This is a genomic window from Burkholderia sp. Ac-20349 (assembly GCF_017104865.1).
GTDB classification, from domain to species: Bacteria; Pseudomonadota; Gammaproteobacteria; order Burkholderiales; family Burkholderiaceae; genus Burkholderia; species Burkholderia aenigmatica.
Map to the genome: position 1 here is coordinate 13,255 of NZ_JAAGPM010000076.1, position 25,392 is coordinate 38,646.

At 67.1% G+C, this 25,392-nt stretch carries 16 protein-coding genes and 1 pseudogene; 5 read left to right on the forward strand and 12 right to left on the reverse strand.

Annotated features, from left to right (window positions below; genetic code table 11):
* Positions 1-126: 126 nt before the first annotated feature.
* The 3 genes from G3N61_RS23540 to G3N61_RS23550 form a co-directional block, all read right to left on the reverse strand.
* Positions 127-8,685, reverse strand: a complete 8,559-nt coding sequence (locus G3N61_RS23540; RefSeq protein WP_241017875.1) for an autotransporter-associated beta strand repeat-containing protein — start codon at positions 8,683-8,685, stop codon at positions 127-129.
* A gap of 626 nt (positions 8,686-9,311) precedes the next feature.
* On the reverse strand, positions 9,312-9,971 hold the full coding sequence (locus tag G3N61_RS23545) for a YdcF family protein (RefSeq protein ID WP_089452224.1): 660 nt from the start codon (positions 9,969-9,971) through the stop codon (positions 9,312-9,314).
* 230 nt (positions 9,972-10,201) lie between these two features.
* On the reverse strand, positions 10,202-11,236 hold the full coding sequence (locus G3N61_RS23550; RefSeq protein WP_043180125.1) for a rod shape-determining protein: 1,035 nt from the start codon (positions 11,234-11,236) through the stop codon (positions 10,202-10,204).
* Between the two features lie 270 nt (positions 11,237-11,506).
* On the opposite strand from G3N61_RS23550, the gene G3N61_RS23555 reads away from it, so the two are divergent.
* Positions 11,507-13,900, forward strand: coding sequence for a patatin-like phospholipase family protein (locus G3N61_RS23555; RefSeq protein WP_043180127.1), 2,394 nt, complete (start codon positions 11,507-11,509; stop codon positions 13,898-13,900).
* 60 nt (positions 13,901-13,960) lie between these two features.
* On the opposite strand, the gene G3N61_RS23560 is transcribed toward G3N61_RS23555, so the two are convergent.
* The 3 genes from G3N61_RS23560 to G3N61_RS23570 all read right to left on the reverse strand — a co-directional run bounded on the left by G3N61_RS23560 (position 13,961) and on the right by G3N61_RS23570 (position 16,807).
* Positions 13,961-14,584, reverse strand: coding sequence for an NAD(P)H-dependent oxidoreductase (locus G3N61_RS23560; RefSeq protein WP_089452183.1), 624 nt, complete (start codon positions 14,582-14,584; stop codon positions 13,961-13,963).
* Between the two features lie 317 nt (positions 14,585-14,901).
* A complete protein-coding gene (locus G3N61_RS23565) occupies positions 14,902-16,032 on the reverse strand; it encodes an ATP-binding protein (RefSeq protein WP_089452182.1) in 1,131 nt (376 codons plus the stop codon).
* A gap of 64 nt (positions 16,033-16,096) precedes the next feature.
* Positions 16,097-16,807 (reverse strand): response regulator, encoded by a 711-nt coding sequence (locus tag G3N61_RS23570; RefSeq protein WP_205823712.1) that lies wholly within the window; start codon positions 16,805-16,807, stop codon positions 16,097-16,099.
* A gap of 218 nt (positions 16,808-17,025) precedes the next feature.
* Between G3N61_RS23570 and G3N61_RS23575 the strand changes: the two genes are divergently transcribed.
* Entirely contained in the window at positions 17,026-17,940 is a 915-nt protein-coding gene (locus G3N61_RS23575) for a glutaminase (RefSeq protein ID WP_205823713.1), read from the forward strand.
* Positions 17,941-18,237: 297 nt separating this feature from the next.
* Here the strand turns inward: G3N61_RS23575 and G3N61_RS23580 are convergent, their stop codons facing one another.
* From G3N61_RS23580 to G3N61_RS23595, 4 genes are all read right to left on the reverse strand, one after another.
* Positions 18,238-18,621: a hypothetical protein gene (locus G3N61_RS23580; protein WP_043180137.1), complete on the reverse strand. Its 384-nt coding sequence runs from the start codon at positions 18,619-18,621 to the stop codon at positions 18,238-18,240.
* A 402-nt stretch (positions 18,622-19,023) separates the two neighbouring features.
* Positions 19,024-19,521 (reverse strand): AAA family ATPase, encoded by a 498-nt coding sequence (locus G3N61_RS23585; protein WP_205823714.1) that lies wholly within the window; start codon positions 19,519-19,521, stop codon positions 19,024-19,026.
* Positions 19,522-20,239: 718 nt separating this feature from the next.
* Complete coding sequence (locus G3N61_RS23590) at positions 20,240-20,533, reverse strand: GYD domain-containing protein (protein WP_043181372.1); 294 nt, start codon at positions 20,531-20,533, stop codon at positions 20,240-20,242.
* Between the two features lie 563 nt (positions 20,534-21,096).
* Positions 21,097-21,531, reverse strand: coding sequence for a DUF4279 domain-containing protein (locus tag G3N61_RS23595; protein ID WP_241017876.1), 435 nt, complete (start codon positions 21,529-21,531; stop codon positions 21,097-21,099).
* A 476-nt stretch (positions 21,532-22,007) separates the two neighbouring features.
* Here G3N61_RS23595 and G3N61_RS23600 point away from each other — a divergent pair, with 476 nt between their 5' ends.
* Positions 22,008-22,478, forward strand: a complete 471-nt coding sequence (locus G3N61_RS23600) for a hypothetical protein (protein WP_346778583.1) — start codon at positions 22,008-22,010, stop codon at positions 22,476-22,478.
* A 259-nt stretch (positions 22,479-22,737) separates the two neighbouring features.
* Here G3N61_RS23600 and G3N61_RS23605 read toward each other — a convergent pair whose 3' ends face one another.
* Positions 22,738-23,124 (reverse strand): VOC family protein, encoded by a 387-nt coding sequence (locus tag G3N61_RS23605; protein WP_205823719.1) that lies wholly within the window; start codon positions 23,122-23,124, stop codon positions 22,738-22,740.
* 334 nt (positions 23,125-23,458) lie between these two features.
* On the opposite strand from G3N61_RS23605, the gene G3N61_RS23610 reads away from it, so the two are divergent.
* Complete coding sequence (locus G3N61_RS23610; RefSeq protein WP_205823717.1) at positions 23,459-24,094, forward strand: isochorismatase family cysteine hydrolase; 636 nt, start codon at positions 23,459-23,461, stop codon at positions 24,092-24,094.
* A 197-nt stretch (positions 24,095-24,291) separates the two neighbouring features.
* On the opposite strand, the gene G3N61_RS23615 is transcribed toward G3N61_RS23610, so the two are convergent.
* On the reverse strand, positions 24,292-25,023 hold the full coding sequence (locus G3N61_RS23615) for a ribonuclease T2 (RefSeq protein WP_205823718.1): 732 nt from the start codon (positions 25,021-25,023) through the stop codon (positions 24,292-24,294).
* 216 nt (positions 25,024-25,239) lie between these two features.
* Between G3N61_RS23615 and G3N61_RS40295 the strand changes: the two are divergent.
* A pseudogene (locus tag G3N61_RS40295) lies at positions 25,240-25,392 on the forward strand (putative 2-aminoethylphosphonate ABC transporter ATP-binding protein); the annotation flags it as partial.

Sequence of the window (25,392 nt, forward strand, 5' to 3'; positions counted from 1 at the left end):
CGCGGCGCGTCGCGTGTTTCGCACAGGATAGGACAGAACGGGGGACGTGCGCAGCGACGAAAAAGACGCGATGCCCTGCGACAGGGTCGTCGCCGCGGGGCATCGCGCAGGCACGTCAGGCGCCGGTCAGAACTTCCACAGGATGTTGCCGAGGATCGCGTTGTCGCGCACGCCGCTGCCGTACTGGCCGCTGTACGTGACGCCGAGCGTCAGGCGCTTCGTGATGTTCGCGTCGATGCCGGCCTCGAGCACGGCGCTGTCGCGAGCAATCGGCACGCCCGATACCTGGAACGACGTCCCGCCGTTCGCGAACGTGAACGCCGACGACGGCCGCACGTTGCCGAACGCATGCCGCCAGCCGACCGTCCCGCGCGCGGTGAACGTGCCGCTCGCGATCGCGCCGAGCTGCGACGCCGCGCGCAAACCGAGCGTCGAGAAGCCGACGTGGGTCGTCTCGCCGCCGGCACGCAGCGCGGCCGCGCCACCGGTTTCCGAGTAGCCGTCGGTATGCAGGTTCACATACGCGAGGCCCGCGAACGGTTCGATCGCCACCGGCCCGACCGGCAGCGCGTAGCCGACTTCGCCGAACACCTGCGCCGAATTCGCGTCGTAGCCGGCCGAGTCGTGATCGGAGAAGCCCGCGAAGCCCGGGGAGCGGTCGCTGTTGATCCGGTACCACGTGTACGACGCGCCGCCGCGCACACCGAGCGCACCGTACTGCGCGCCGCCGTACAGCGACAGGTAGTAGCTGTTCACCGACGCCGACGAACTCTGGTCGTTGTCGAGCGAGCTGTGCGTGACACCCGCGGCCAGACCCGCCCGCCACTTGTCGTTGAGCGCCATGTCGGCACCGGCGATGAAGCCCGTCATGCTGCGGTTGATCGTCGACGCGTTGCCGTCGCCGGTGAGCCGGCTGCGGCCGCCGAACGCCTGCCCCCAGACGACCGGCTGGTAAGGCGTACCGCCGTAGCAGCCCTCGCGCGAGCCGATCCGGCGCTCCGGCCGCAGCGTCGGGTCGACCGCGCCGGCCGTGTTGTCGCCGCACAAGGCTGCGCCGCCCGACGACAGCGCGGCGAGCGGGCCCGATCCGGGCGCGAGGCCCTGGCGGACGCGATCGGTCACCGCGTCGCGCACGTAGCGGCTGTCGAGCAGCAGCATGCTCTTCAGGCTCGCCTGCAGTTCGCCGTCGAGCAGCCCGTAGGCGCGGCGTGCGGTGGCCACGTCGGTCGTCAGCACCGCGTCGTACAGCGGGTTGCCGGCGCCGAGCCCGCCGAGCGCGGTCGCGACCGAGCGCTGGTTGGGCGTCGTCGCGACGTCGGGCAGCGACGTGCCGTTCTCGACCAGCCGCAGGTACACGTGATTCGGGTCGTAGCTGAGCGTCGGCGCGAGGAACGCGTAGTTCGCATTCACCTGGCTGAACGCGCCCTGCACGCCCGACGCCGCGGTCACGATCGTGTAGGTCGTGCTCGGCTGGTAGCCGCTCTGGTTCGCGAGCACCTGCACGGTACCGCCGTTCAGCGTCGCCGTGCCGCCCGCCGCGAGGCTGCCGCTTTGCTGCGGCGAGGCCGCGACCTGGAACGTCGAGCCCGGCTGGAACGTGACGTTGCCGCCGACGTTCAGCGCCGCGCCCGGCTGCGGCGCGGCCGCTGTCGCACCGCCCTGCACCACGAGGCCGCCGATCGTGCCGGTGCCCGTGACCGTCGCACCGTTCTGCACGGTCACGGTCGACTGGCCGAGCGAACCGTTGACGGCGAGCGTGCCCGCGCTGACCGTGGTCGGGCCGCTCAGCGTGCTGGTGCCGGTCAACGTCAGTTGCCCGCTACCGGCCTGCGTCAGCGAACCCGCACCGGACAGCACGCTTGCCATCGTCACGTTGCCGGATTGATTGACGATCAGCGCGCCGTTGTCGACGACATTGCCGGCGACGCTGCCCGACGTGCCGCCGTTGCCGAGTTGCAGCGCGCCGCCGGCCGCGATCGTCGTGCCGCCCGTGTAGGTGTTCGCCCCCGTCAGCGTCTGAATACCGGTGCCGGCGATCGTCACGCCGCCCGCCCCGCCGATCGTCCCGCCGAAGCTGCCGTTGCCGCTACCGTTCAACGTCAGCGCATTGGCGCCGAGATTGACGCTCGCGCCGGCCGCGCCGTTCAATGCGCCGAGTGTCTGTGCGCCCGATGCGCCGCTCAGGTTGAACGTCGCGCCCGTGCCGGCCAGATTCACCGCGCTGCCCGATGCGAGGCTGCCGCCTGCCCCCAGCGCCAACGTGCTGCCGCCGTTGATCGTCGTGCCGCCCGTGTAGGCGTTCGCGCCCGTCAGCGTCTGCGTGCCGGTGCCCGCGAACGTCACACTGCCCGTGCCGCCGATCGTCCCGCCGAACGTGTTGTTGCCGCTGCCGTTCAACGTCAGCGCATTCGCGCCCAGGTTCACGTTCGTGCCGGCCGCGCCGGTCAGCGCACCGAGCGTCTGCGTGCCCGACGCGCCGCTGAGGTTGAAGGTCGCGCCCGTGCCGGCCAGATTCACCGCGCTGCCCGATGCGAGACTGCCGCCCGCACCCAGCGCCAACGTACTGCCGCCGTTGATCGTCGTGCCGCCCGTGTAGGTGTTCGCGCCCGTCAGCGTCTGCGTGCCCGTGCCCGCGAACGTCACGCCACCCGTGCCGCCGATCGCACCGCCGAACGTGCCGTTGGCGGTTCCACTCAGCGTCAGCCCGTTGCCGCCGAGGTTCACGTTCGTGCCAGTGACACCGCTCAGCGTGCCGAGTGTCTGCGCGCCCGTCGCGCCGCTCAGGTTGAACGTGGCGCCCGCACCGGCGAGATTCACCGCGCTACCCGATGCGAGGCTGCCGCCCGCGCCCAACGCCAGCGTGCTGCCGGTGCCGATCGTCGTGCCGCCGGTGTAGGTGTTCGCACCCGTCAGCGTTTGTGTCCCGGTGCCCGCGAACGTCACGCCACCCGTGCCGCCGATCGCACCGCCAAACGTGCCGCTGGCGGTTCCGCTCAAGGTCAGCGCGTTCGCGCCGAGATTCACGTTCGTGCCGGCCGCGCCGTTCAATGCGCCGAGTGTCTGTGCGCCCGATGCGCCGCTCAGGTTGAACGTCGCGCCCGTGCCGGCCAGATTCACCGCGCTGCCCGATGCGAGGCTGCCGCCTGCCCCCAGCGCCAACGTGCTGCCGCCGTTGATCGTCGTGCCGCCCGTGTAGGCGTTCGCGCCCGTCAGCGTCTGCGTGCCGGTGCCCGCGAACGTCACACTGCCCGTGCCGCCGATCGTCCCGCCGAACGTGTTGTTGCCGCTGCCGTTCAACGTCAGCGCATTCGCGCCCAGGTTCACGTTCGTGCCGGCCGCGCCGGTCAGCGCACCGAGCGTCTGCGTGCCCGACGCGCCGCTGAGGTTGAAGGTCGCGCCCGTGCCGGCCAGATTCACCGCGCTGCCCGATGCGAGACTGCCGCCCGCACCCAGCGCCAACGTACTGCCGCCGTTGATCGTCGTGCCGCCCGTGTAGGTGTTCGCGCCCGTCAGCGTCTGCGTGCCCGTGCCCGCGAACGTCACGCCACCCGTGCCGCCGATCGCACCGCCGAACGTGCCGTTGGCGGTTCCACTCAGCGTCAGCCCGTTGCCGCCGAGGTTCACGTTCGTGCCAGTGACACCGCTCAGCGTGCCGAGTGTCTGCGCACCCGTCGCACCGCTCAGGTTGAACGTCGCCCCCACGCCGGCGAGATTCACCGCACTGCCCGACGCGAGGCTGCCGCCCGCCCCCAGCGCCAACGTGCTGCCGCCGTTGATCGTCGTGCCGCCCGTGTACGTGTTCGCACCCGTCAACGTCTGCGTGCCAGTACCCGCAAACGTTACACCGCCGGTGCCGCCGATCGCACCGCCAAACGTACCGCTGGCAGTCCCGCTCAACGTCAGCGCATTCGCACCGAGGTTCACGTTCGTCCCGGCCGCGCCGTTCAACGCGCCGATCGTCTGTGCGCCCGATGCGCCGCTCAGGTTGAACGTCGCCGCAGTACCTGCGAGATTCACTGCGCCGCCCGACGCGAGGCTGCCGCCCGCCGCCAGCGCCAACGTGCTGCCGCCGTTGATCGTCGTGCCGCCCGTGTACGTGTTCGCGCCCGTCAGCGTCTGCGTGCCGGTGCCGGCGAATGTCACACCACCGGTGCCGCCGATCGCACCACCGAACGTGCCGTTGGTGCTGCCGTTCAGCGTCAGCGCATTCGCGCCGAGATTCACGTTCGTGCCGGCGATGCCGCTCAGCGTGCCGAGCGTCTGCGCGCCCGTCGCACCACTCAGGTTGAAGGTCGCGCCCGTGCCGGCCAGATTCACCGCACTGCCCGATGCGAGGCTGCCGCCCGCGCCCAGCGCCAACGTGCTGCCAGCGTCGATCGTCGTGCCGCCCGTGTAGGTGTTCGCGCCCGTCAGTGTTTGCGTGCCGGTGCCTGCGAACGTCACGCCACCGGTACCGCCGATCGCGCCGCCGAACGTGCCGCTGGCGGTTCCACTCAACGTCAGCCCGTTGCCACCGAGGTTCACGTTCGTGCTGGCCGCGCCGTTCAACGCGCCAATCGTCTGCGCGCCCGATGCGCCGCTCAGGTTGAACGTCGCGCCTGCACCGGCGAGATTCACCGCGCCCGTTGCGGCCAGGCTGCCGCCCGCACCCAGCGCCAGCGTCCCGCCGGCACCGACCGTCGTGCCGCCCGTGTACGTGTTCGCGCCCGTCAGCGTCTGCGTGCCCGTGCCCGCGAACGTCACACTGCCCGTGCCACCGATCACGCCGCCGAACGTGCCGTTGGTGCTGCCGCTCAACGTCAGCGCGTTCGCGCCGAGGCTCACGTTCGTGCCGGCCACCCCGGTCAGCGCGCCGATCGTCTGCGCGCCCGATGCGCCACCCAGATTGAACGTCGCGCCCGCACCGACGAGGTTCACCGTACCGGTCGCCGCGAGACTGCCGCCCGCGCCGAGTGCCAGCGTGCTGCCGCCGTTGATCGTCGTGCCGCCCGTGTAGGTGTTCGCGCCGGACAGCGTCTGCGTGCCCGTGCCGGCCACGGTCAGGCCGCCGGTGCCGCCGATCGTCCCGCCGAAATTGCCGCTGGCGGTCCCGCTCAGCGTCAGCCCGTTGCCGCCGAGGTTCACAGCAGAGCCGGCGACACCGTTCAGTGCGCCGATCGTCTGCGCGCCCGTCGCGCCGCTCAGGTCGAGCGTCGCGCCCGCGCCGGCCACGTTCACCGCGCCCGTCGCCGCCAGGCTGCCGCCGGCACCGAGCGCCAGCGTGCCTGCGTTGATCGTCGTGCCGCCCGTGTAGTTGGCCGCGCTCGTCAGCGTGGTCGTCGCCGCGCCGTCCTTCACGAGGGCACCCGCACCGGTGATGCTGCCGTTCAGCGTGAGAGCGTTGCTGCCGCCGAGCGTCAGCGTCGCACCCGTGCCGAGGTTGACCGCGTTGTTAACCGACAGGCTCGCGGTCGTGTCGAGCGTCGCCGCGCCGCTGACGTTCAGCGCGCCACCGCCGAGCGCCCCGCTGTTGCCGAGCAACAGACCCCCGCTGTTCAGGTTCGTGCCGCCCGTATAGACGTTTGCGCCCGTCAGTGTCTGCGTGCCGGTGCCGGCCAGCGTCAGGCTGCCCGCCCCGCCGATCACGCCGCTGAAGGTGCCGCTGGCGGTCCCGCCCAGCGTCAGCCCGTTGCCGCCCATGTTGACGATCGTCCCCGCGACACCCGACAGCGCGCCGATCGTCTGGGCACTGGTCGCCGTGCTCAGGTCGAGCGCCGCGCCCGCGTTGGCGAGGTTCACCGCGCCCGTCGCCGCCAGGCTGCCGCCCGCGCCCACCGCCAGCGTGCCCGCGTTGATCGTCGTGCCGCCCGTGTACGTGTTCGTGCCCGTCAGCGTCGTGGTCGCCGGGCCGTTCTTCACGAGACCGCCCGCGCCGGAAATGCCGCCGTTCAGTGCGAGCGCATTGCTGCCGCCTAGCGTCAGCGTCGAACCGTTCGCAAGATTGACCGCGTTGGCGACCGACAGGCTCGCGTTCGTGTCGAGCGTTGCCGTGCCTGCGACGTTCAGCGCGCCCGTGCCGAGCGCCGTATTGTTGCCGAGCATCACGCTGCTGCCGGCGTTCAGGTTCGTGCCGCCCGAGTAGGTGCTCGCGCCGTTCAGCGTCTGCGTGCCGGTGCCGGCCAGTGTCAGGCTGCCACTGCCGCCGATCGCGCCGCTGAAGGTGCCGCTCGCGGTGCCGCCGAGCGTCAGCGCATTCGTGCCGAGGCTCACGTTCGTCCCCGCGACACCCGACAGCGCGCCGATCGATTGCGCGCTCGTGGCAGCACTCAGGTCGAGCGCCGCGCCCGCGCCGGCCAGGTTCACCGCGCCCGTCGCCGCCAGGCTGCCGCCTGCGCCGAGCGCCAGTGTGCCCGCATTGATCGTCGTGCCGCCCGTGTAGGTGTTCGCGGCCGTCAACGTCGTCGTCGCCGCGCCGTTCTTCACGAGACCGCCTGCGCCGGTGATGCCGCCGTTCAGCGTGAGCGCGTTGCTGCCGCCGAGTGTCAGCGTCGAACCGGTGGCGAGGTTGACTCCGTTGTTCACCGACAGGTTCGTGGTCGTATCGAGCGTCGCCGCGCCGCCAACGGTCAGCGCACCGGTGCCGAGCGCCGCGTTGTTGCCGAGGACGAGGCCGCCGGCATTCAGCGTCGTCCCGCCCGTGTAGTGGTTTGCGCCGGACAGCGTCACCGTCGCCGCGCCGTTCTTCACGAGACCGCCGTTGCCGGAGACCGTGCCGCCGATGCCGAGATTGTTGCTGCCGGCGAGCGTCAGCGTCGTGCCGGTGGCGATGTTGACGCCGTTCGCGAGCGACACGTTGGTGGTCGCATCGAGCGACGCCGGGCCGTTGACGTTCAGCGCGCCAAGGCCAAGCGCCGTATTGCTGCCGACCACGAGGTTGCCGCCGTTCAGGTTCGTGCCGCCCACGTACACGTTCGCCCCGGACAGCGTCTGCGTGCCGGTGCCCGCGAGCGTGACGCCGCCCACACCGCCGATCGTGCCGGCGTACGTCGCATTGCCGCTACCGTCCAGCGTCAGCGAATTGCTACCGAGGTTCACGTTCGTCCCGGCCGCGCCGGCCAGCGCGCCGATCGTCTGCGTGCCCGATGCATTGCTCATGTCGAACGTCGCGCCGGCACCGCTCAGGTTCACCGTGCCGCTTGCCGCGAGGCTCCCGCCCGCGCCGAGCGCGAGCGTGCCGCTGTTGATCGTCGTGTTGCCGGTGTAGGTGTTCGCGCCGCTCAGCGTCAGCGTCGCCGCGCCATTCTTCACGAGGCCGCCGTTGCCGTTGATCGAGCCGGCCAGCCCGAGATTGTTGCTGCCGGCGACCGTCAGTGTCGTGCCCGTCGCGAGATTGACGGTGTTGTTGAGCGTGGTGTTCGCGCTCGTGTCGAGCGAGGCCGAGCCGTTGACGTTCAGCGCACCGGTGCCGAGCGCCGCGTTGTTGCCGACCACGAGGCCACCGGCGTTCAGGTTCGTACCGCCCGTGTAGTTGTTCGCGCCCGACAGCGTCAGCGTGCCGCCATCGTTCTTCGTCAGCGCGCCGCCGCCCGACACCGTGCCCGACAGCGTGAGCCCGGTCGAGCCCTGCACCGTCAGGCCGCCCGCGCCGAGGTCCACGTTGTTGCTGACGTTGAGCCCGGCCGTGCCCGCCTGCAGCGCGCCGCCGGTGGCCGTGATGGTGCCGGTGCCGAGCGATGCGTTGTTGCCGATGATCGCGACGCCACCCGACAAGGTCGCATCCTGCGCGGTCGACGCCCCGTTGATCGTCCAGCTGCCGCTCTGGACGTTCAGGTGATTGAAGTTGATGTAGTTGTTGGCCGCGATCGTGCCGTTCGCGGCGGCGCCCTGCTGCAGCTTGAGCGTGTTGTCGCCGCCCGCGCCGCCGTCGACCGTGCCCGTCGTCGCGATGCCGAGCGTGACCGGGCCGATCGTGATGTTGAACCCGCCACCGGTGCCACCCGCCGTGTTGACCGACGAACCCGTCACCGCGGTGAACGAGTTCGTGCTGTTCGCCCCCATCGACACGCTGCCGTTGATCGTGCCGGAGTTGACGAACGTGTTGCCCGCGCCGGGCGTGCCGTTCGAACCGAGCGACACGCGGCCGGTGATCGTCCCGCTGTTCGTCATGTTCACCGTGGCACCGCCGTACGCGGCAACCACGGGCGCGTCCGCACCGACGAGCGTCGCACCGATCAGCGGCGTCGAGCCGATCGTGCCGGTGTTGTTGATCGTCGTCGTGCCGCCCGTGCCGTTCTGGACCGACAGCGCCATACCGGTCACGCCGCTGATCGCCACACCGGTCGAGCCGTTCATCGTGCCGTTGTTGATGACGTTGGTGCCGGCACTCGCCGCCGAGTTGCCGATCACCGTGCCGCTCGACAGCACGCCGAGGCCGAGGCCGAGCGCCGACGGGTCGATCGTGCCGTTGTTGGTCAGCTGGGTATTGTTTCCCGTCAGCGACAGCGCAGTGCCGCCGACGCCGAGCAGCACGCCAAGGCTCGCCCCGGCGTTGACGGTCGCGTGGATGTTGTTCGCGCTGTTCGAGTAGCTGGGCGCAAGCGGGTTGGCGACCCCGGAACAGGTCACCGTGGTGCCCGCCGTGGTGCAGGACGCATGGGCGGGCACGATACCGGCGCCGGACAGCGCCAGGAAAACGCCCGTCGGCAACAGGATTCTCGGAAACGGCTCGCCGGCTTTTTTTGAACGCGCAAGATTCATGCTTTTCCTCGTTATTGGCTCGTTATTGGAATTGGCATTACCGTGAAGTCGAACGGCCGGCAGCAGAAAACCTGCGGACAAAAGCGTGCACCCCGGCTGTCGCGATGCGACGTCGGCTTATTCATGAACGAATCGTGAATTGCCCCGGAAGGCAGGCGCGAAACTAGTCGAATGACATGTCGATGGCCCCTGTTTTTCTGCAGCGACTTTCTGGTTGATTTGATTACCGCCCTGCTTTTTGTCAGACAAGGCTAGTTCAAAAAAACAGGCTTTTCCAGTCGATCTTTTCCCCGCGGGGCCGGGGCTTGGCGGGCGTGCATTTTTTACTTATCGGCGCATTTCAAACAGGTAATTTCTTACGCCCCTTGTCAGCCAATTTAAATCTTTCTAAAAACCAATGTAATTAATTGTCCCGCGAAAACACCAACATAAAATTGATTATCATTCGTGTTTTTGCGGCGCAATATCTTCACACCCGGGAAGTATCGGAACAAGATAATCCCCGGGCATTCATCAGACCAAATAAAAAATATCCGGCATTTATCCGATCACGTCGATCGAAACACCGCAGCGCGTTACGAAAACAGGCTCATCAGATAAAGCATCGGCCGGAACGAGACGGGCTTCGCATCGGGATTCACCCACAACCGCACCGCATACACGGCGTAGGCCGGCACTTCGCGCCAGCTCGAATAGATATCGCGCAACTGGAAACGGCCCGGATACGCGGCGGAGATGTTCCCCCGTGCAATGCCGACGCGCTCGAACGCGAGACGCACCCGCGCGAGGTGGTAATACTGGCTGACGATCAGCACGCGCGACAGGCGGTGCGCCTGCAGGTACGCGAGCGTGTGCTGCGCAGTCGCCAGCGTGTTGTCGCCCTGGTCGTCGACGGCGATCCGGTCGGCCGGCACGCCGCGCGCCACGAGATAGTCGCGCATCGCGGTCGCCTCGTTCAGCCCGGGGCCGTCGATCGCGCCGCTGACGAGGAACGCCGGGCACTGCCCGGTGCGGTAGCAGCGCACGCCGACGTCGAGCCTGGCGGCGAGCACGGGCTTCGGCGCGCCGGTCTCGTCGAGCGCGTTGCCGAAAATCACCGCGACATCGGCCGGCTCGCTCGGCATCCGCATCCCGTACGCAACGAGCGCGATGGCCGCGGCAACCCAGAGGCACGCGATGACGGCCAGCAGGCGGCCTGCTCGGGCAAACAAGCCCCGTTTGGTGTGGTTTTTCAAGGTTTTCGGTCTCTCAGGTCGTCGGGCGGATCGGCTTGCCCGGCCCCGGACGGGCGCGTAACGCTAGCACGGTGCGCAATCGGGTGTCCACGCGACGGACCGATGCCGGACGGCAGCCGGCCTTCCGGCAGGTCGACCGGAACAGCGTGCCCGGCGAAGCGGGCAGGCAATACGGAGATCGAAAGAAGATGCATGGCCGCGCCGCGCTGCACGGCCCGGCACGGCCCGAATCAGTCGACCGGGCACATCGCGAGCCGCCCCATCGCCTCGCCGGCGCCGCGCACCGCGCAGGTGGCCGGCTCGTCGGCGATCCGGGCGACGAGCCCCGTCTCGTCGTACAGCAGGCGTTCGAGATCCGCGAGCAGCGCGCCGCCGCCCGTCAGCACCACGCCGCGATGCGCGATGTCGGTCACGAGCTCGGCCGGCGCATTTTCCAGCACCGACTTCACCGCGCCGATCACCTGCTTGAGCGGCGCGGCCAGCGCGTCCGCCACATCGTGGTTGGACAGCTCGATCGAGCGCGGCAGGCCGTCGCCGATGCTGCGCCCGACCGCGCGCGTCGAGGTGCGCGGCACCGCGCTGGTAGCCGAGCCGATCGTCTTCTTCACGTGCTCGGCCGTCTGCTCGCCGAGCAGCACGCCATACAGGTTGCGGACGTGGTTGACGATCGCCGCGTCGAACTGGTTGCCGCCGACGCGAATCGCCTCGCGGTAGACGATGCCGCCGAGCGCGATCACCGCGACCTCGGTCGTCCCGCCGCCGATATCGACGACCATCGATCCGACCGGCTCGGTCACCGGCAGGCCTGCGCCGAGCCCGGCCGCCAGCGATTCCTCGATCAGTTCGACCTCCGATACACCCGCCGCGAACGCGGCCTCGCGGAGCGCGCGGCGCTCGACGGGGGTCGCGTCGGACGGCACGCACAACGTGACTTCGACGCGGCGGCCGAAGCGCGAACGCGTGCGCGACATGTCGATGAAGCTGCGAATCATCTGCTCGGCCGCGTGCGCATCGGCGATCACGCCGTGCCGCATCGGCCGCACGGCTTCGAGATGCCCCGGTTCGCGGCCGAGCAGCGCCTTCGCGAGCTCGCCGACGGCCTCGAGCGTCGGCCGCGCATCGGTCGCACCGGCCTTGCGGAAGCAGACGACCGACGGCTGGTTCAGCACCACGCCGCGTTCGTGCGTATAAATCCGCGTACTCGCCGTTCCAGGGTCGATCGCAACGGGTTGCGCAAACAACTTTCCGAACAGCGGTGTCGACATATCAAACCTTTGTAAGCGAACGAACCAGGACAGCCGCGCCGCATTTCCGCAGCGCGTTCATGCAGCCCCATCAAGGCCTTAGCGGCAAATCGTTCCGATACTTTAGGCAATTCCGATGATTATTTCGCGACGAAATTGTCAAAAATGCCGGTCCGGACGCCTCCCGCTACGCAACAGCCTCTCGCATGGTGTCTGTAAAACACGGTAATCTCTCGGTCTTGCCTGCTCCCGGCAGGCCTCAGACGCCCGATCACGCCAGGTATTTCCACCATGACAGCGACCGTTTCCTTCCGCTGGGCGCGGGTGCGCCCGCTTTGCACGACGCTCGTCGCCTTCTGGTGCTGCACGGTCGCAGCACAACCGCTGCCGGCCGCCGAATCCGCCGCTGCCCAGGCCAGCGCCGCCAGCGCGCCGGCTGCCCCGCCCGCCGCATCCGCGCACACCTGCGAGGCCGACGGCGGCCCGGCCGGCCGGCCGTCGATCGGTCTCGTGCTGTCCGGCGGCGGCGCGCGCGGCTACGCACATCTCGGGGTCCTGAAGGTCCTGGAGGACAACCGCATCCCGATCGACTGCATCGCGGGCACCAGCATGGGCGCCGTGGTGGGCGGCCTGTACGCGAGCGGCATGGCTGCCGGCGAGATGCAGAAGCGGCTGTCGGAGGTCAACCTCGCGGACATCGCGTTCGACGTGACGGACCGCGCGGACCTGCCGCAAACCAGCCGGGAAGACGAACGCCTGTACATCAACGGGCTGACGCTCGGCTTCGGCAAGAACGGCGTGAAGGCGCCGGTCGGTCTCGTTCAGGGCAACCGGCTGCAGGCGCTGCTCGCGAACTGGACAGCCGCCGTGCCGACCAACCAGCCGTTCGACCGCCTGCCGATCCCGTACCGCGCGGTCGCGACCGACCTGCAGACGGGCCAGATGGTGGTGCTCGACCACGGCTCGCTGCCGCTCGCGATCCGCGCGAGCATGGCGATGCCGGGCCTGTTCGCGCCCGCCGAGATCAACGGGCGCGCGCTCGTGGACGGCGGGCTCGTCAGCAACCTGCCGGTCGACACCGCGCGGCAGATGGGCGCGAACGTCGTGATCGCGGTGGACATCGGCTCGCAACTGCGCCCGCTCGATGCGCTCGCATCGCCCGCCGACGTGATGCAGCAGATGGTCGGCATCCTGATCCGCCAGAACGTGACCGCGCAGCGCAAGCAGCTCGACGCGCAGGACGTGCTGCTCACGCCGGACCTCGGCTCGCTCGCGTTCACCGACTTCCAGAACGCGAAGCAGGCGATCGCCGCCGGCGCGGCCGCCGCGACCGCGGCGCTGCCGAAACTGCAGCGCTTCGCGCTCACGCCGGAACAGTACGCGGCGTACCGTTCGGCCCACGCGCAGCCGCTGCCGCCGCCGATCCGGATCACGCGCATCGAGATCCAGACGAGCGGCGGCGTGCCGAAGCGGGTCGTCAGCAACGCATTGCACGTGAAGCCCGGCGACATCTACGATCCGCAGGAAGTCAGCCAGGACCTGCTCGGGCTGACGACGGGCGGCAACTTCGAAAGCGTCACGCAGCAGATCGTGAGCCACGGCGACGACAACGTGCTCGAAATCAACGCGCGCGAGAAATACTGGGGGCCGAATTTCCTGCTGTTCGGGCTCGGCATGTCGAGCAGCTCGACCGATGAGGGCGGTTTCCGCCTGCACGTCGGCTACCGGCGGCCGTGGCTCACCGATTCGGGGCTCGAATTCCGCGCGGACACGACGATCGGCAGCGACCTGCAATCCGCGCGCATCGAGTTCCGCCAGCCGCTGTCGATGGCCTATGGCGTCTATCTGTCGCCGTACGCGGAATACCAGCGCCGCTACGCGAACCTGTATGACGACAGCGGCGATGTGAAACTGAACCAGTATCTGATGCAGACGACGCGCACCGGGATCGACTTCGGCCTGCCAATCGCGCGGCTCGGCGATTTCCGGATCGGTCTCGGCTACGTGACCGGGCACGGCTCGCCGAACTACAACCTGCCGCTCCAGTCCGACGACGGCAGCACGAGCCTGGTCTGGCCGAGCTTCACGTCGCAGGCGCTGACCGCGCGCGCACGGCTCGTCATCGATCAGCTCGACGATCCGATGTTCCCGCGCAAGGGTTACTACACCGAATTCCGCATCGAACGCTCGCTGTGGTCGCACAACAGTCAGTCCGCGGAGTCGTTCGGCGATACGTCCAACGCGCCCTACACCGAGATCTACGGCAAGGCGATGGTGGCACAGCAGTTCGGCCGGCACAGCGTCAGCGCGACGATCGAAGGCGGCAAGAGCATCGGCGGCACCAACCTGATCAACGCGTTCAACTTCACGCTCGGGGGCTTCCAGCATCTGTCCGCGTATGCGGCCGACCAGTTGAACGGCAACGAGCTCGCGTACGCGCAGGTGACCTACATGAACCAGCTGATGACGTTCAACGCGTCGCCGGTCAAGGCGCTGTCGGTGGGCGCCAGCGCGGAAGTCGGCAACGTCTGGTCGAGCGGCCAGCAGATCGGCGGCGGCGCCCTCAAGCAGAGCTATACGTTCTTCACGAGCCTGTCGACCGCGTTCGGGCCCGTCTACATCGGCGTGGCGCTCGCGCCCGGCGGCCGTCGCAACTTCTACCTGCAGCTCGGCCGCACGTATTGATGAGCGTATGCGGATGCCGCTTCGGCGGCATCCGCCCATCCGTCGCGCCGCGCGCCCGGATCAGAACGCCGCGGCCATCGCGACCGCCCGGGCTTGCGCCCGCTCGATGCTGTCGCTGGCCCGCGCCCCCCACGTGTGTTCGACGGTCAGGCTTCTGACCTCGCTCACGCCAATGAACCTCAACCAGAATTCGATGTAGTCGGCCTGATGCCGGAACCCGGGATTGTCGGCGCCCGCGCCGGCCTCCTGGCTCTGTCCGCGCACATGGATGACCAGCGCGCGCGGAATCTCCAGCAGCGGCGCGTAGGCGGTGCCGTCGAACGTAAACAGCATGTTCCGCTGGCTGACGAGATCGATCAGTTGCTTGAGCTTGTACGGATAGCCGAAATTCCACATCGGCACGCCGACGACGATCCGGTCCGCCTCCTGAAAGCGCTTCACGAGCGACTGGATGCGCCGCCAGATCGACTGTTCCGCCTCATCCATCGGCGCGTTTGCGACGCCCTTGTACTTGGCGCCGATCGCGTCGCTGCCAAAATCCGGCAAATCTTCTTCCCAGACATTCAGCGTATCGACGTCGATCGTTGCGCCCGTCTTCCGGTACGCATCGACAAAAGCATTGGCGACCGCGATCGAAGCCGACCTGGCGCCGCGAGGAGAAGACACGATATTCAAAAGCCGCATGATGTATGACCCGGACAGGAATGCATGAACAAGGGGGCGGCCATCATGGCGGCCCCGGCTTCACTGCTGCGTCGCGGGCCGCCCGCCTCCGCCTGCACGGACTGGCCCGCCCATATAGTTGCAATTGCAATCGTAATGCAAAGTGCGCTCGCGCTGCAAACGAATCGTCATGCGACGGCGCGGCGGGAAGGCATCGAGACGGGAAAGGTACGGCGAGAAAGGCCGGCGACGCGCCCGAATCCGGCGCGCGCGGCTGTGTGCTGTCGTGCTGTCGTGCGATTGCTGCTGTCGACGGTTGGGGCGCGTGCGGCGTCTCGCTAGACCGGCCAGCTGATCTCGAAGCGCGCGCCGCCGAGCTCGACCGGATCGACGACCGCGATCCGGCCGTTGTGCGCATGCAGTACCTGTCGCGTGATCGACAGGCCGAGGCCATAGCCGCCGGTGCGGCGGTCGAGGCGCACGAATGCGTCGAAGATGCGCTCGCGCTCGCTTTCCGGCACGCCGGGGCCGTCGTCCTCGACGAAGATCCCGATGTTGCCGTGCACGAGCGAAATCCCGACGACGATCCGCGATTTCGCGTACTTGCTCGCGTTGCGCAACAGGTTGCGCATCGCGTACGACATCAGCCGCCGGTCCATCTTCACGCGCAGGTCCGACGCGATCGCGATGTGCGCGTCGATCGCCCGTTCCGGATACAGCAGTTGCGCATCGTTGACCTGATGCTCGAACCACGCGACGGGGGCCGTCATCTCGAGGTTCGACTGCAGCGAGCTGTATTCGAGCCGTGCAAACGTGAGGCTCATGTCGATCAGTTCCTCGAGCTCGGTCACGTCCTGCGCGATGCTCTCGAGCGCCGCCTGGTATTCGGCCGCGGAACCCGGCTCGCGCAGCATTTCGAGCGCGAAACGCACGCGCGCGAGCGGCGTGCGCAGCTCGTGCGAGATACCGTTGGTCAGATCGCGCTGCGCGGCGATCAGCCGTTCCATGCGGATCGCGAGCGCATTCAGCGTCCGCGCGAGCGGGCCGATGATCACGCTGTGCGATTCGCGCGCGCGGGTGTTGAAGCGCCCGCCCGTGAAATCGATGGCGCGCTCGCGCACCATCACGAGATCCGACCACACCGGCCGCATCCACCGGTACGCCGCCAGCGCGGGCGCGGCGAATACGAACACGAGCACGATCCAGATGTCGCCCGGTAGCGAGTCGAATGCATGCCACACGACCTGCGGCGACAATTCGACGCACAGCGCGAGCGCCGGCACGAGCGCGGTCAGCAGCACGAGGCCGAGCAGATGCAGGTAAGTGCGCACGTAAAGGCGCGACCAGCTCGGAATGCGGTCGGCGCGCGTGTCGGTCCACGCGCGGCGGAAATGCAGCCAGCGCCATTTGACATAGCGCAGGGTCGGCAGCGGCGGTGCATCGGGGTGCGAACGGGTTCGTCGGATCATCTCGGCTCCCGGCCGGCGGGTGGAAAGCCCGCGCGGAACGTGACGGCGTCGCACGAAGGCCGCGTCATTCCCACGCGTGCTTGCTGAATTGATAACCCTTGCTGCGGATCGTCTTGATCCGCTGCGGGTTGCTTGCGTCGTCGCGCAGCTTGCGGCGCAGCTTCGAGATGCGCCCGTCGATCGTGCGGTCGAGGCCGTCGAATTCGACGCCGCGCAACTGCAGCATCAGGTCGTCGCGGCTGACGACTTCGCCCGCATGGCACACGAGCGCCCACAGCAGGTCGAATTCGGCCGACGTCAGGTCGGGCGTGCTGCCGTCGGGCAGCACGACGGAACGGTCGGTGCGGTCGATCGAGAACTTGCCGAACGCGTAGCGCTCGGGTTGCGGCGCAGCGCTCTCGGCCACGCGCGCCGGCGCGCGGCGCAGCTGGGCCTTGATCCGCGCGAGCAGGATGCGCGGCTCGACCGGCTTGTGCACGTAGTCGTCCGCGCCGAACTCGAGGCCGAGCAGTTCGTCGAACGGCTCGTCGCGGGCCGTCACCATGATGATCACGCCGTCGTAATGCTTGCGCGCCTCGCGGCAGATTTCGAAGCCGTCCTTGCCCGGCAGGTTCACGTCGAGAATGACGAGATCGGGGCGAATGGACAGGATCGCCGGCACCGCGGCGTCACCATGCAGCACAGTGTCGACTTCATAGTCGTTCTTGCGCAGGTAGCCAGCGATCAGCGTGGACAGGCGGGTGTCGTCTTCGACGAGCAGGATGCGAAAAGACATGGGCAGCGTTCGAATCATCGGGGAAGCCGCGACGGCGCCGGCCGGTGCCGGACGCCGGCCATCGGCCGAAACGTACCGCATGATACTGCGCCCGCCGATTGCCTGTTTAGAGGTCTTGAAAATAAGGGCGCGATAACGGCCGTGCTTGACGAATCGGCGCCGGGACGGTTCCATACGGGCTCGCCTGAATCCGGGCCATGCCCTGCCCGCCTGACTTGATGAATTACCAATCGATCCTCGAACGCATCCACACCGAACTTGCCCCCTGGATTGGCCAGGGGCGGGTCGCCGACTATATTCCCGAGCTCGCGAAAGTGCCCGCCGACAAGTTCGGGATGGCCGTCGTCACGCTGGACGGAAACGTTTGCACGGTCGGCGACGCGCACGAGCGCTTCTCGATCCAGAGCATCTCGAAGCTGTTCGCGTGCACGCTTGCGTTCCAGCTGCTGGGCGACGAACTGTGGGAACGGGTCGGCCGCGAGCCGTCCGGCAACGCGTTCAACTCGCTGGTCCAGCTCGAAAGCGAGCGCGGCAAGCCGCGCAATCCGTTCATCAACGCGGGCGCGCTGGTCGTCACCGACGTGCTGTGCCGCCGCTTCGTGAAGGCCGAGACGGCGCTCGTCGAATTCGTGCGGCGGCTGATCGGCACGAACGACATCGACTACGATTCGCGCGTCGCGCAATCGGAGCTGCAGCACGCGGAGCGCAACCGCGCGATGGCGCACTTCATGGCGAGCTTCGGCAACATGCAGATGCCGCCCGACACGGTGATCGACGCGTATTGCCGCCAGTGCGCGATCACGATGAACTGCGTCGAGCTCGCGCGCGCCGCGTTGTTCCTCGCGAACGGCGGCGTAGCGCCGGTCACCGGCGAGCGGATCGTCGATTCGAGTTCCGCGAAGCGGCTGTCGGCACTGATGCTGACCTGCGGCACCTACGATGCAGCGGGTGACTTCGTGTACCGCGTCGGGCTGCCGGCCAAAAGCGGTGTCGGCGGCGGGATCGTCGCGGTGCTGCCCGGCGAGATGGCCGTGTGCGTGTGGGCGCCGGGGCTCGATGCGAACGGGAACTCGCTGGCGGGCCAGCTGGCGCTGGAGTGGCTGACGACTTATTCGGGGCGGTCGATTTTTTGAGGTGACGAAGGCCAGCGTGCGTCATGTGGCACAACGGCGGCCGATTCGTAGTGGCGCGTGCCGGCGCGCTCAATGAGACATCGGGGCGTCGGCGGCAATCGACCCATTGCTGCCGGTCGAGCCGTTGCACCTCCGAGGGCTCGTGTCAGCGCACAACGGTCACGCGTTCCGCAGATCCGATGGCTTCTGCTCCGTTAGCGGATCGGTTGCAGCAACGGAGCGCCCGGCGCACCGCGTGACTGGTCTCACGCCAGCCCCGCCCCCGGCACGACTCGAACCCCCAATGGCAAGCGATGATCAGAGATCGCCGCGCACTTCACCGGTGCCCAGCGCGCTCCGCTGCCGGTTGACTTCCGCCCACAGCTCGTCGCTATCGTCATTGCGCAGCACGACCATCCAGTCCAGTTGATCGTCGGTCACGCCGAAGTATTCCAGGATTTCCCCGCGAACCGCATCGACGAACTGCGCGTATTCCGGGGTTGCCTGGGCCTGCGCGTGCAAGGCGTCGTACGCCGCATCGTCCGCGCCGCCGCCGTCCTCGTCGATGTAGCGCGAGATCCACTGATCCAGTTCGCGGTCGTAATCGGCCTCGGCGCGCATCGCTTGCACAGCCGTGTAGAAATCCAGTTGGGCAAACGCGGCGATCGCCGCCGTGGTTGCCTCGTCGAATGGTGTCGTCATTCCATCTCTCATTTCAGTCATCGCACATCGTCGCGCGAGCCGCACCCGGGCAGGTGCCGCGAATCCGGACGGCGCAACACGCCGCCTGGCAGCCGGCGTTTGCGCCCCATGCGGGAGGTTCACGCCTTCCCGTGCGTCACGCATCGGGGCCGCCCGGGCGACAGGACACGCATTTTGCTGCACGGCAAGCACGGCGATCAAGACAATCGGGGGCGGTAGATCGCAGAACGAGTTTCGAGCGAATCGCCGCACGCGTCACGCCGACACTCGAGCGCCAATGCGGGCGCCGGTCGAGAACGGCTCATCGTGGCCGGACCGAACGCCGTCGGATACCTCCCCGGTGGTCCGTTACCGGCTCGAAACGACCCGAAGCGGACGCTCACGCTTCCCCAAAGCCGGCCTTTAACAACCGGGGCGGTGATCGCTGCTCTGCTGAATGGAATCGAATGCATCGCCGAGAATGACCACTTCACAGAAGCCTTCGCCGAGCGATGGCGGCTCGAAGATTTTGAAGACGTTCTCGACAGCGGCGTCGGGAACTATCTCGTCAATCGGTCGGTTTCTGTTGCGGCGAAGCGCGGTCTCCAACTCGACCTTCAACCACACCGCAGAGATCGGGACCCCGGCTGCATTTGCAATTGCAATGACGTTCGAGCGGCGATTCGCGGTTGCGAACGTCGAATCGACGTAGATGGCGTCGTTTGATGTCGATACCTGGTTCCGGGTCCAGGTTGATTTCCCCGCACCTTGAACCCCGATCACCATGACTATCCGTCGCCGGTCCGTCAGGAGCGCCGCTGACAAATCCGCGTACAACTGTTCCCATGCCGCAGCGTTACGTTCAATCGTAAAGACCCGGCCGGCATCGGTCTGCAAGTAATGGTCCGGATTGAGATGCATCAGATGCCCCTTTTCGATGTCCGTCCGCAATCGGCGATTTTCAACGAAATAGACGCTTCTGTCGAAAGACCGTTCCTGGCCGACTGTCGACCTCCGCAGATGACCCTGATCGCCCCACGGCCGACGGTCGGCTCGTCAGACGCACGACGGCGGATATCAGAGCCAAACGGTCGCTCGGTACGGCCACTCGCGGACAAGTATTCGGTGCGGACACCTATCGTCTTGCCGATACGGCGGCGTCTGCGATCGCGTTTCTCGCCAACTCTGGCGAACGTCAGCACGCCAGCACCTGAGCCCACCTGAGCGGCGGCCGACGCGGGCATGAAAACAGCCCGAGTGCGGGCCGGCAATGGCAACAATGATTAGACGGATGATTGCGAGCGTTTCGTCGCGAGGGGCGCGGATGACGGCAGTGACCCGGTTACCGATGTCGCGCAGGAAAGCTGCCCGCTCATACAAGCTTCCCGTATAAGCGGCGCTGTTCCTTGTCATTGATCGACCACCGGGAGCACAGCAGCGCAGGCATCCGGCTCATGTCGAGGCGCGCGAGCATGGCGTCACGCTACACGCTTGCCGCCCGCATCGTTGGCCTTTGCCTGCGCTATGCGCGTGGCGCGTGAGCCATACCCGTGACGCCACGATGCGACGGCAACCCGCCGGCTTCCAGGACGCCTGCTTCATCTCGGTCGATGGCTGTTGCCTCTCGCGCGTCAAGGCTTCACTTCATGCCGCCGACGATCCTCTCCATTTCCGCCTCGCCGAAAGCACGCATACTGACGGTTCGAACATTGCCTAATTGCGCCACCATCAGTCCCAGCCGCGTCGCGGTTTCGTCGTCGGGCGCATCGAGTGTCGCGACGATGTCGTAAGGCCCGAGTGTCCATTTGAGCGAGCTGACGGTGACGCCCATCGCCTGCGCCCCTTCCTGAAACGACTTCGCTCGCTGGACCGTGTCTTTCACCGACTGCGCGCCCTGGTCGGTCCAATTCATCAATACGATGTATGTCGCCATATTGCCTCCGATGGTTAAGGAGCCCATCCACGTTATCCCGTCCATGCACGGGACGAACTTCACCGACCGGCCGCAAGCGTTTGCGGCAGGTGCAGTTTTCGTTTACCCCGGGATTTGTCGGACGTGTGCGTTGCTGACGCACGCATGCCCTTGATAACTCGGCAACGTAAACAGTATAGAAAGCGAATCAGCCGCCAGCGGGCCAATGATTGCGTCGCGTGCGATACCCGCGTCGCCGCAGATCGCATGTCATGTCAGCGCATGTATCGACGTGAAGAGAATGAGCGCAACCCGAACGGCGGAACCGGGTGACCCGGTGCACCGCATGACGCGCGGCGAGATTCATCTCGCGCTCGAGATCGGCGCAGGGTGTCGGACTTTCGCGAAATCTCTCGTCAACACGACGATTGAGCGACGCTCCACCGTCGACGTCCAACGATCGTTTGCGAAGTATGCGGCGACGTCCGAGCGTCCTGACCTCGGACGTCACGGGTGAATCGTCATGGCCGACTATCGACTGCCGCAGATGGCCCTGATCGACCCACAAGGGACAGTCTCGTCGCCTATAAACGGACGTTGGAAATTTCGCCCGAACCTTCTGGCTCGCCAATGGCGGCCCCGTATATGTCGAGATCCAGCTGAATGTGTCGTGATCCTAGCGCCAACAGGGAGGCAGCGGAGATGGATTCGCCGTCGTTCCACTGATCCATGAAGAGACCACAAAATAGATCGACTTTGTAACGTGCGGCAATTGATTGCCACGCATCGAGATCGCTCGTTGTTGCAGTCAACAGCCATGCGACCTGTGCGTCCAGGTTACCCGGCTCTTGTGCCGGAGCCTTCAACGACCAGCGTCCGAATGCAGCGATGCGTGAACGCCCGTCTCTTTTGCCAACCAGTTCGTCACCCTTCGATTGAGACTCTGTCGGGGTACAACGGAGCAGGCTTGTAATTTCATCCGGGTGGAGATCGTCGCCAATGATACGAATCGATGCCATTGTCTTTCGTAGGCGGCCCATTTTCCCTCTCGTAGCGGGTAGTGCTGCCGCAGGCTCTCTACCCTCAGGTATCCGTGCGGCGCATTGGAAGGAAGCGTTGCGGCGCTCATTGTCGACGATCCAATTGGCGACGTCGACCTTCTGCTCCTGGCCGAACCCGATCGTCGAAGACGGCGTGCCCCTCGTCCGCCGGGTCGGTGCCGGGATAACATGGTCGGTTTATATTGCCGGCGTTCCAGCACGCCGCCGCTGGAGTGACTGCCGACGTATTCGGGGTGGTCGATCTTCCGACGCGCCGGCGCCATGCCCGACTGAGCCGCTGCACCGACGGCCGGCTGATATCGGCATGCGCCACATGCTCGAAGGCGGCATGACCCCGCAGCGGCCCGTTCTTATGGCCCATTGAGCCCATGGAGATGGATAGTCTGACGATGCATTCGAATCTGCTCACGCTGCCGCCCGGTGTCCACGCCGGCGTGCAGATCCGGCCGCGCTGGCCCGCGCGACACGTCCACGTGGATGCGCATGTCCTCGGCAAGCTGCAGGCGATCCAGACCGGGTTGCCTGCCGGGATCAGCCTGATCCTGACGCGCGGCTTCGAGCCGCGCGCGTCCGGGCTCGGTTTTGCCCGTCGTCAGTTTCGCGCACTGGGAATCGCCACGTTCCGCCTGCTCTATCCCGCCCGCCGCGACGAACTGGCCGATATTTTCGGCAGCAACGGACACGATGTCGATGGAACGCATATCGACGTCTCATTCACTTTGAACGGCCGGCGCGTACGGATGCTGCCGCTGGGCGTATTCACGCCGCCGTTCTGGCAGCAGCGCCGCGTGCGGCGATGCGCGTCGGCTCTCGCGCAGATCCAGGCCGCACTGATGCGGCACGGGTTTCAGATTCACCGCAACGCCACCGAAAGCCTGCAGATTCATTGCGATCTGGCGCGCTAGCTGTGAAGCGTCACGAGCTAGCCGATCGTCGAATGTCATTGATTTCGATGCTGCGGTCGCATCGCCCGCGTCAGCTCCGGATTCGAGCCGCCGTCGAAGATGGGGTAGCCCGGCCGGCGTTTGCCGAACCGATTACGTGCCGGTCGATTTTTTCCTGTTTCCGGCACGCCGGTGACGGAGCGGTCGCCGTTCCGAAACGATCAGCCCTGGCGCGCGACCGACAACGCATGCGTCGCCCGAAGGCAAACGCCCGGCGCGGTCATTCGGCTTGCGCGAAATTCAACTCGACGCCGTTGCCTGCCGGATCGCGGAAGAAAATCTGCATCTGCCCCGTGAGCGGAACGTGCTCGCGCCTGAATGCCACGTTGGCCTCGGTCAGATGAAGCGCCATTGCGTCGGCGTCTGCGCAGGAAAACGCAACGTGATCGAACGTATTGACGACGTTCGACGGGCGGGACTCGTCCGGCCGCGCTTCCGTCAGATGCAGCACGGCCTGCGTGCCCGCATACAACCAGTACCCGAAGCGCTTGAACGGCGGGCGAAACCCTTCCCGCAAGCCGACGATGTCGACATAGAAATCGCGGAGTACATCGAGTGTCGGCCGATCCGCTCGCAGATTGTAGTGATTGAATCCGGTAACTGGCATGACGTGTAGCTCGTGTTGGCGCAACGTGACATGAAATGGCATCGCGCCGGGCCTGGCCGCTTCGGGCGCGATCCACGCAAAGCGGCAAGCCAGCAGCAGCGAGCAGTCGCAGCCGACCATCGACATCGGCGTTGCACTGCCCCGAACCGGCCGTTGGCCGATCGAACGCACGCCAGTATATTGCGGCCGCGAGCAATCGTGGCGCCGGTTTGACGGAAGCTGCCGTGCGCCGCAGCAACCTGCCCCTACGAAAATCGCATCGACGGCCGACCCGGTTTTCCGGTACAAATCGGGGACGCTGAAATTCCCCGCGGACGATCGGAGACCCTCGTTCATGACTCGGCAAAACGCACCGGATATCGCAACGGCAGCCCGCACGAACCCCGACGACAGCACGTCCGCGCCGATTCCCGCAATCGTGCCGGCAAGCACCGCGCTGCTCGTCATGCATTACCAGACCGACATCCTCGGCCTGTTTCCGTCGGTGGCGCCCGGGTTGCTCGCCAATACGCGCCGGCTCTGCGATGCGGCACGGGCAAGCGGCATCGGCGTCTGGTTCGCGAACCTCCGGTTCAGCCCCGGCTATCCGGAGGTCAGCCCGCGCAACAAGAACGGCCAGGGCATCAAGCAACTCGGTCTCTTCATCGACGATGGCCCGTCGCCGGAGCTCGGCCGGCAGGCCGACGAACCGCTGATCGTCGCGCACCGCGCCAGCGTGTTCTTCGGCACCGATCTGCAGGCACGGCTGGTCGAGCAAGGCGTCGATTCGCTGATCATGGTCGGCATCGCGTCGACGGGCGTGATGCTGTCGTCGATCGCCCACGCGAGCGACGCGGACTTCCGCCTTTATACGGTCAAGGATTGCTGCTACGACCCGGATCCGGTGGTCCACGAGCACCTGTTCGCCACCGCCTTCGAATCACGCACGACGGTGCTGTCGCTCGCGGACGCGTTGCGGCTGCTCGCGTAAGCGCACCAAGCGTACGCGCGAGCGTGACGGGTCAACGGCGTCGGCCGATTCACGCGGATCGCGCGGATGCAGCCGGGCACCCGCCGCGAATTGGCCAGGCGGCCCGAAGTTGTCGCGCATCCGCGCGGATGCCGTGTCGAATTGCGCGGGTTCAGGCACGCGCAGCCCCTGCCGCTGCGTGCCGCCCCGCCTCCGCGTTACTTCGCGATATACACGCCCGACGTCGGGCACGTGCCCTGCGTATTGCCGTCCGTCACGAGCGATGCGGCGCTCGGGAACTGCGTGGTCGCATTCGTCTTCACCGCGATCCACGCCTCGGTGAAATAGCTGACGCCGTTCGTCTTCGTGCACTTCAGCGACACCGCGCTGCGCGTATTGCTGCCGAACGCGCCTTCGAAAGCCGACAGCAACTGGTTGCGCGTGACCGTCTTGCCCGCGTTCGCCTGCAGGAACGCGTTGAACGACGTGTTGCCGAGCCGGCTGATCATCCCGGACGCCTGGTTCCAGTACGCATCGGGCGATGCCGAGTTCGAGCAGGTGCCGTGCTTGAACCATTCGTGCTTGTCGAGACACGACGCGACGCCCGGCATGTACGTCGACAGCGTGTTGCGGGTCGCGCTGCTGATCGGGTAGGCGTCCATGCTGCACCACTGGTGCGCGTTGTCGAGGTCGATGTCGCTCTGCGGCACGCCGCAGTAGAACGGCTGGTTGCCGTCGTAGTTGTTCGGCCACAGGCCATGCAGCGACAGGCTCGTCGCCGCATACGTGCCGGCGAGGTTCGTGCATTCGGGCGTATCGTGCGACGCGCAGAAGCCGGGCTCCCACGACGCGGCGAGCAACAGGTAGTCGTAGCTGGTCTGCGCGGTGGCGGGCAGTGAAGCGGAAGCGACGGCGAGTGCGGCAGCGGCGCGGGCGAGCGTCTTGAGCATGGCGTTTCCTCGGAAAGGGCTTGCGGTCGCGGGATGCGCCGCAAGATTGTCGACTATCTGCCCGCGATTGTTGCCGACGCAACGTGGCATGAATGTGAAGGTGGACGAATCATGTCCCTCGGCACGGGCGCGTGCACGCACCGTCGTGTCGCGCGCTGCCTCACACGGCCGACGCGACCCGCCCTGCCGGCGGCACGCCGTCGCTCACGAGCCGGCGCCCAGCGTGCCGTCCTGCGCGACTTCGGCGTAATCGAGCAGATCGGCACGCCGCTCGAAATCTACCGGCAGCCCGCGTCGCCGTTCGTCGCGGACTTCATCGGCCGCGTCAACACGATTCCCGCCGAAGTCGCGCAGGACGGCACGCTGCGC

Bases quoted from the DNA above. Each gene is read 5' to 3' on its own strand.
- G3N61_RS23565 (WP_089452182.1), bottom strand. From the start codon at position 16,032: ATGATCCGACGAACCCGTTCGCACCCCGATGCACCGCCGCTGCCGACC.
- G3N61_RS23560 (WP_089452183.1), bottom strand. From the start codon at position 14,584: ATGCGGCTTTTGAATATCGTGTCTTCTCCTCGCGGCGCCAGGTCGGCT.
- G3N61_RS23585 (WP_205823714.1), bottom strand. From the start codon at position 19,521: ATGCATCTCAATCCGGACCATTACTTGCAGACCGATGCCGGCCGGGTC.
- G3N61_RS23595 (WP_241017876.1), bottom strand. From the start codon at position 21,531: ATGGCATCGATTCGTATCATTGGCGACGATCTCCACCCGGATGAAATT.
- G3N61_RS23550 (WP_043180125.1), bottom strand. From the start codon at position 11,236: ATGTCGACACCGCTGTTCGGAAAGTTGTTTGCGCAACCCGTTGCGATC.
- G3N61_RS23590 (WP_043181372.1), bottom strand. From the start codon at position 20,533: ATGGCGACATACATCGTATTGATGAATTGGACCGACCAGGGCGCGCAG.
- G3N61_RS23580 (WP_043180137.1), bottom strand. From the start codon at position 18,621: ATGACGACACCATTCGACGAGGCAACCACGGCGGCGATCGCCGCGTTT.
- G3N61_RS23615 (WP_205823718.1), bottom strand. From the start codon at position 25,023: ATGCTCAAGACGCTCGCCCGCGCCGCTGCCGCACTCGCCGTCGCTTCC.
- G3N61_RS23570 (WP_205823712.1), bottom strand. From the start codon at position 16,807: ATGTCTTTTCGCATCCTGCTCGTCGAAGACGACACCCGCCTGTCCACG.
- G3N61_RS23610 (WP_205823717.1), top strand. From the start codon at position 23,459: ATGACTCGGCAAAACGCACCGGATATCGCAACGGCAGCCCGCACGAAC.
- G3N61_RS23605 (WP_205823719.1), bottom strand. From the start codon at position 23,124: ATGCCAGTTACCGGATTCAATCACTACAATCTGCGAGCGGATCGGCCG.
- G3N61_RS23575 (WP_205823713.1), top strand. From the start codon at position 17,026: ATGAATTACCAATCGATCCTCGAACGCATCCACACCGAACTTGCCCCC.
- G3N61_RS23555 (WP_043180127.1), top strand. From the start codon at position 11,507: ATGACAGCGACCGTTTCCTTCCGCTGGGCGCGGGTGCGCCCGCTTTGC.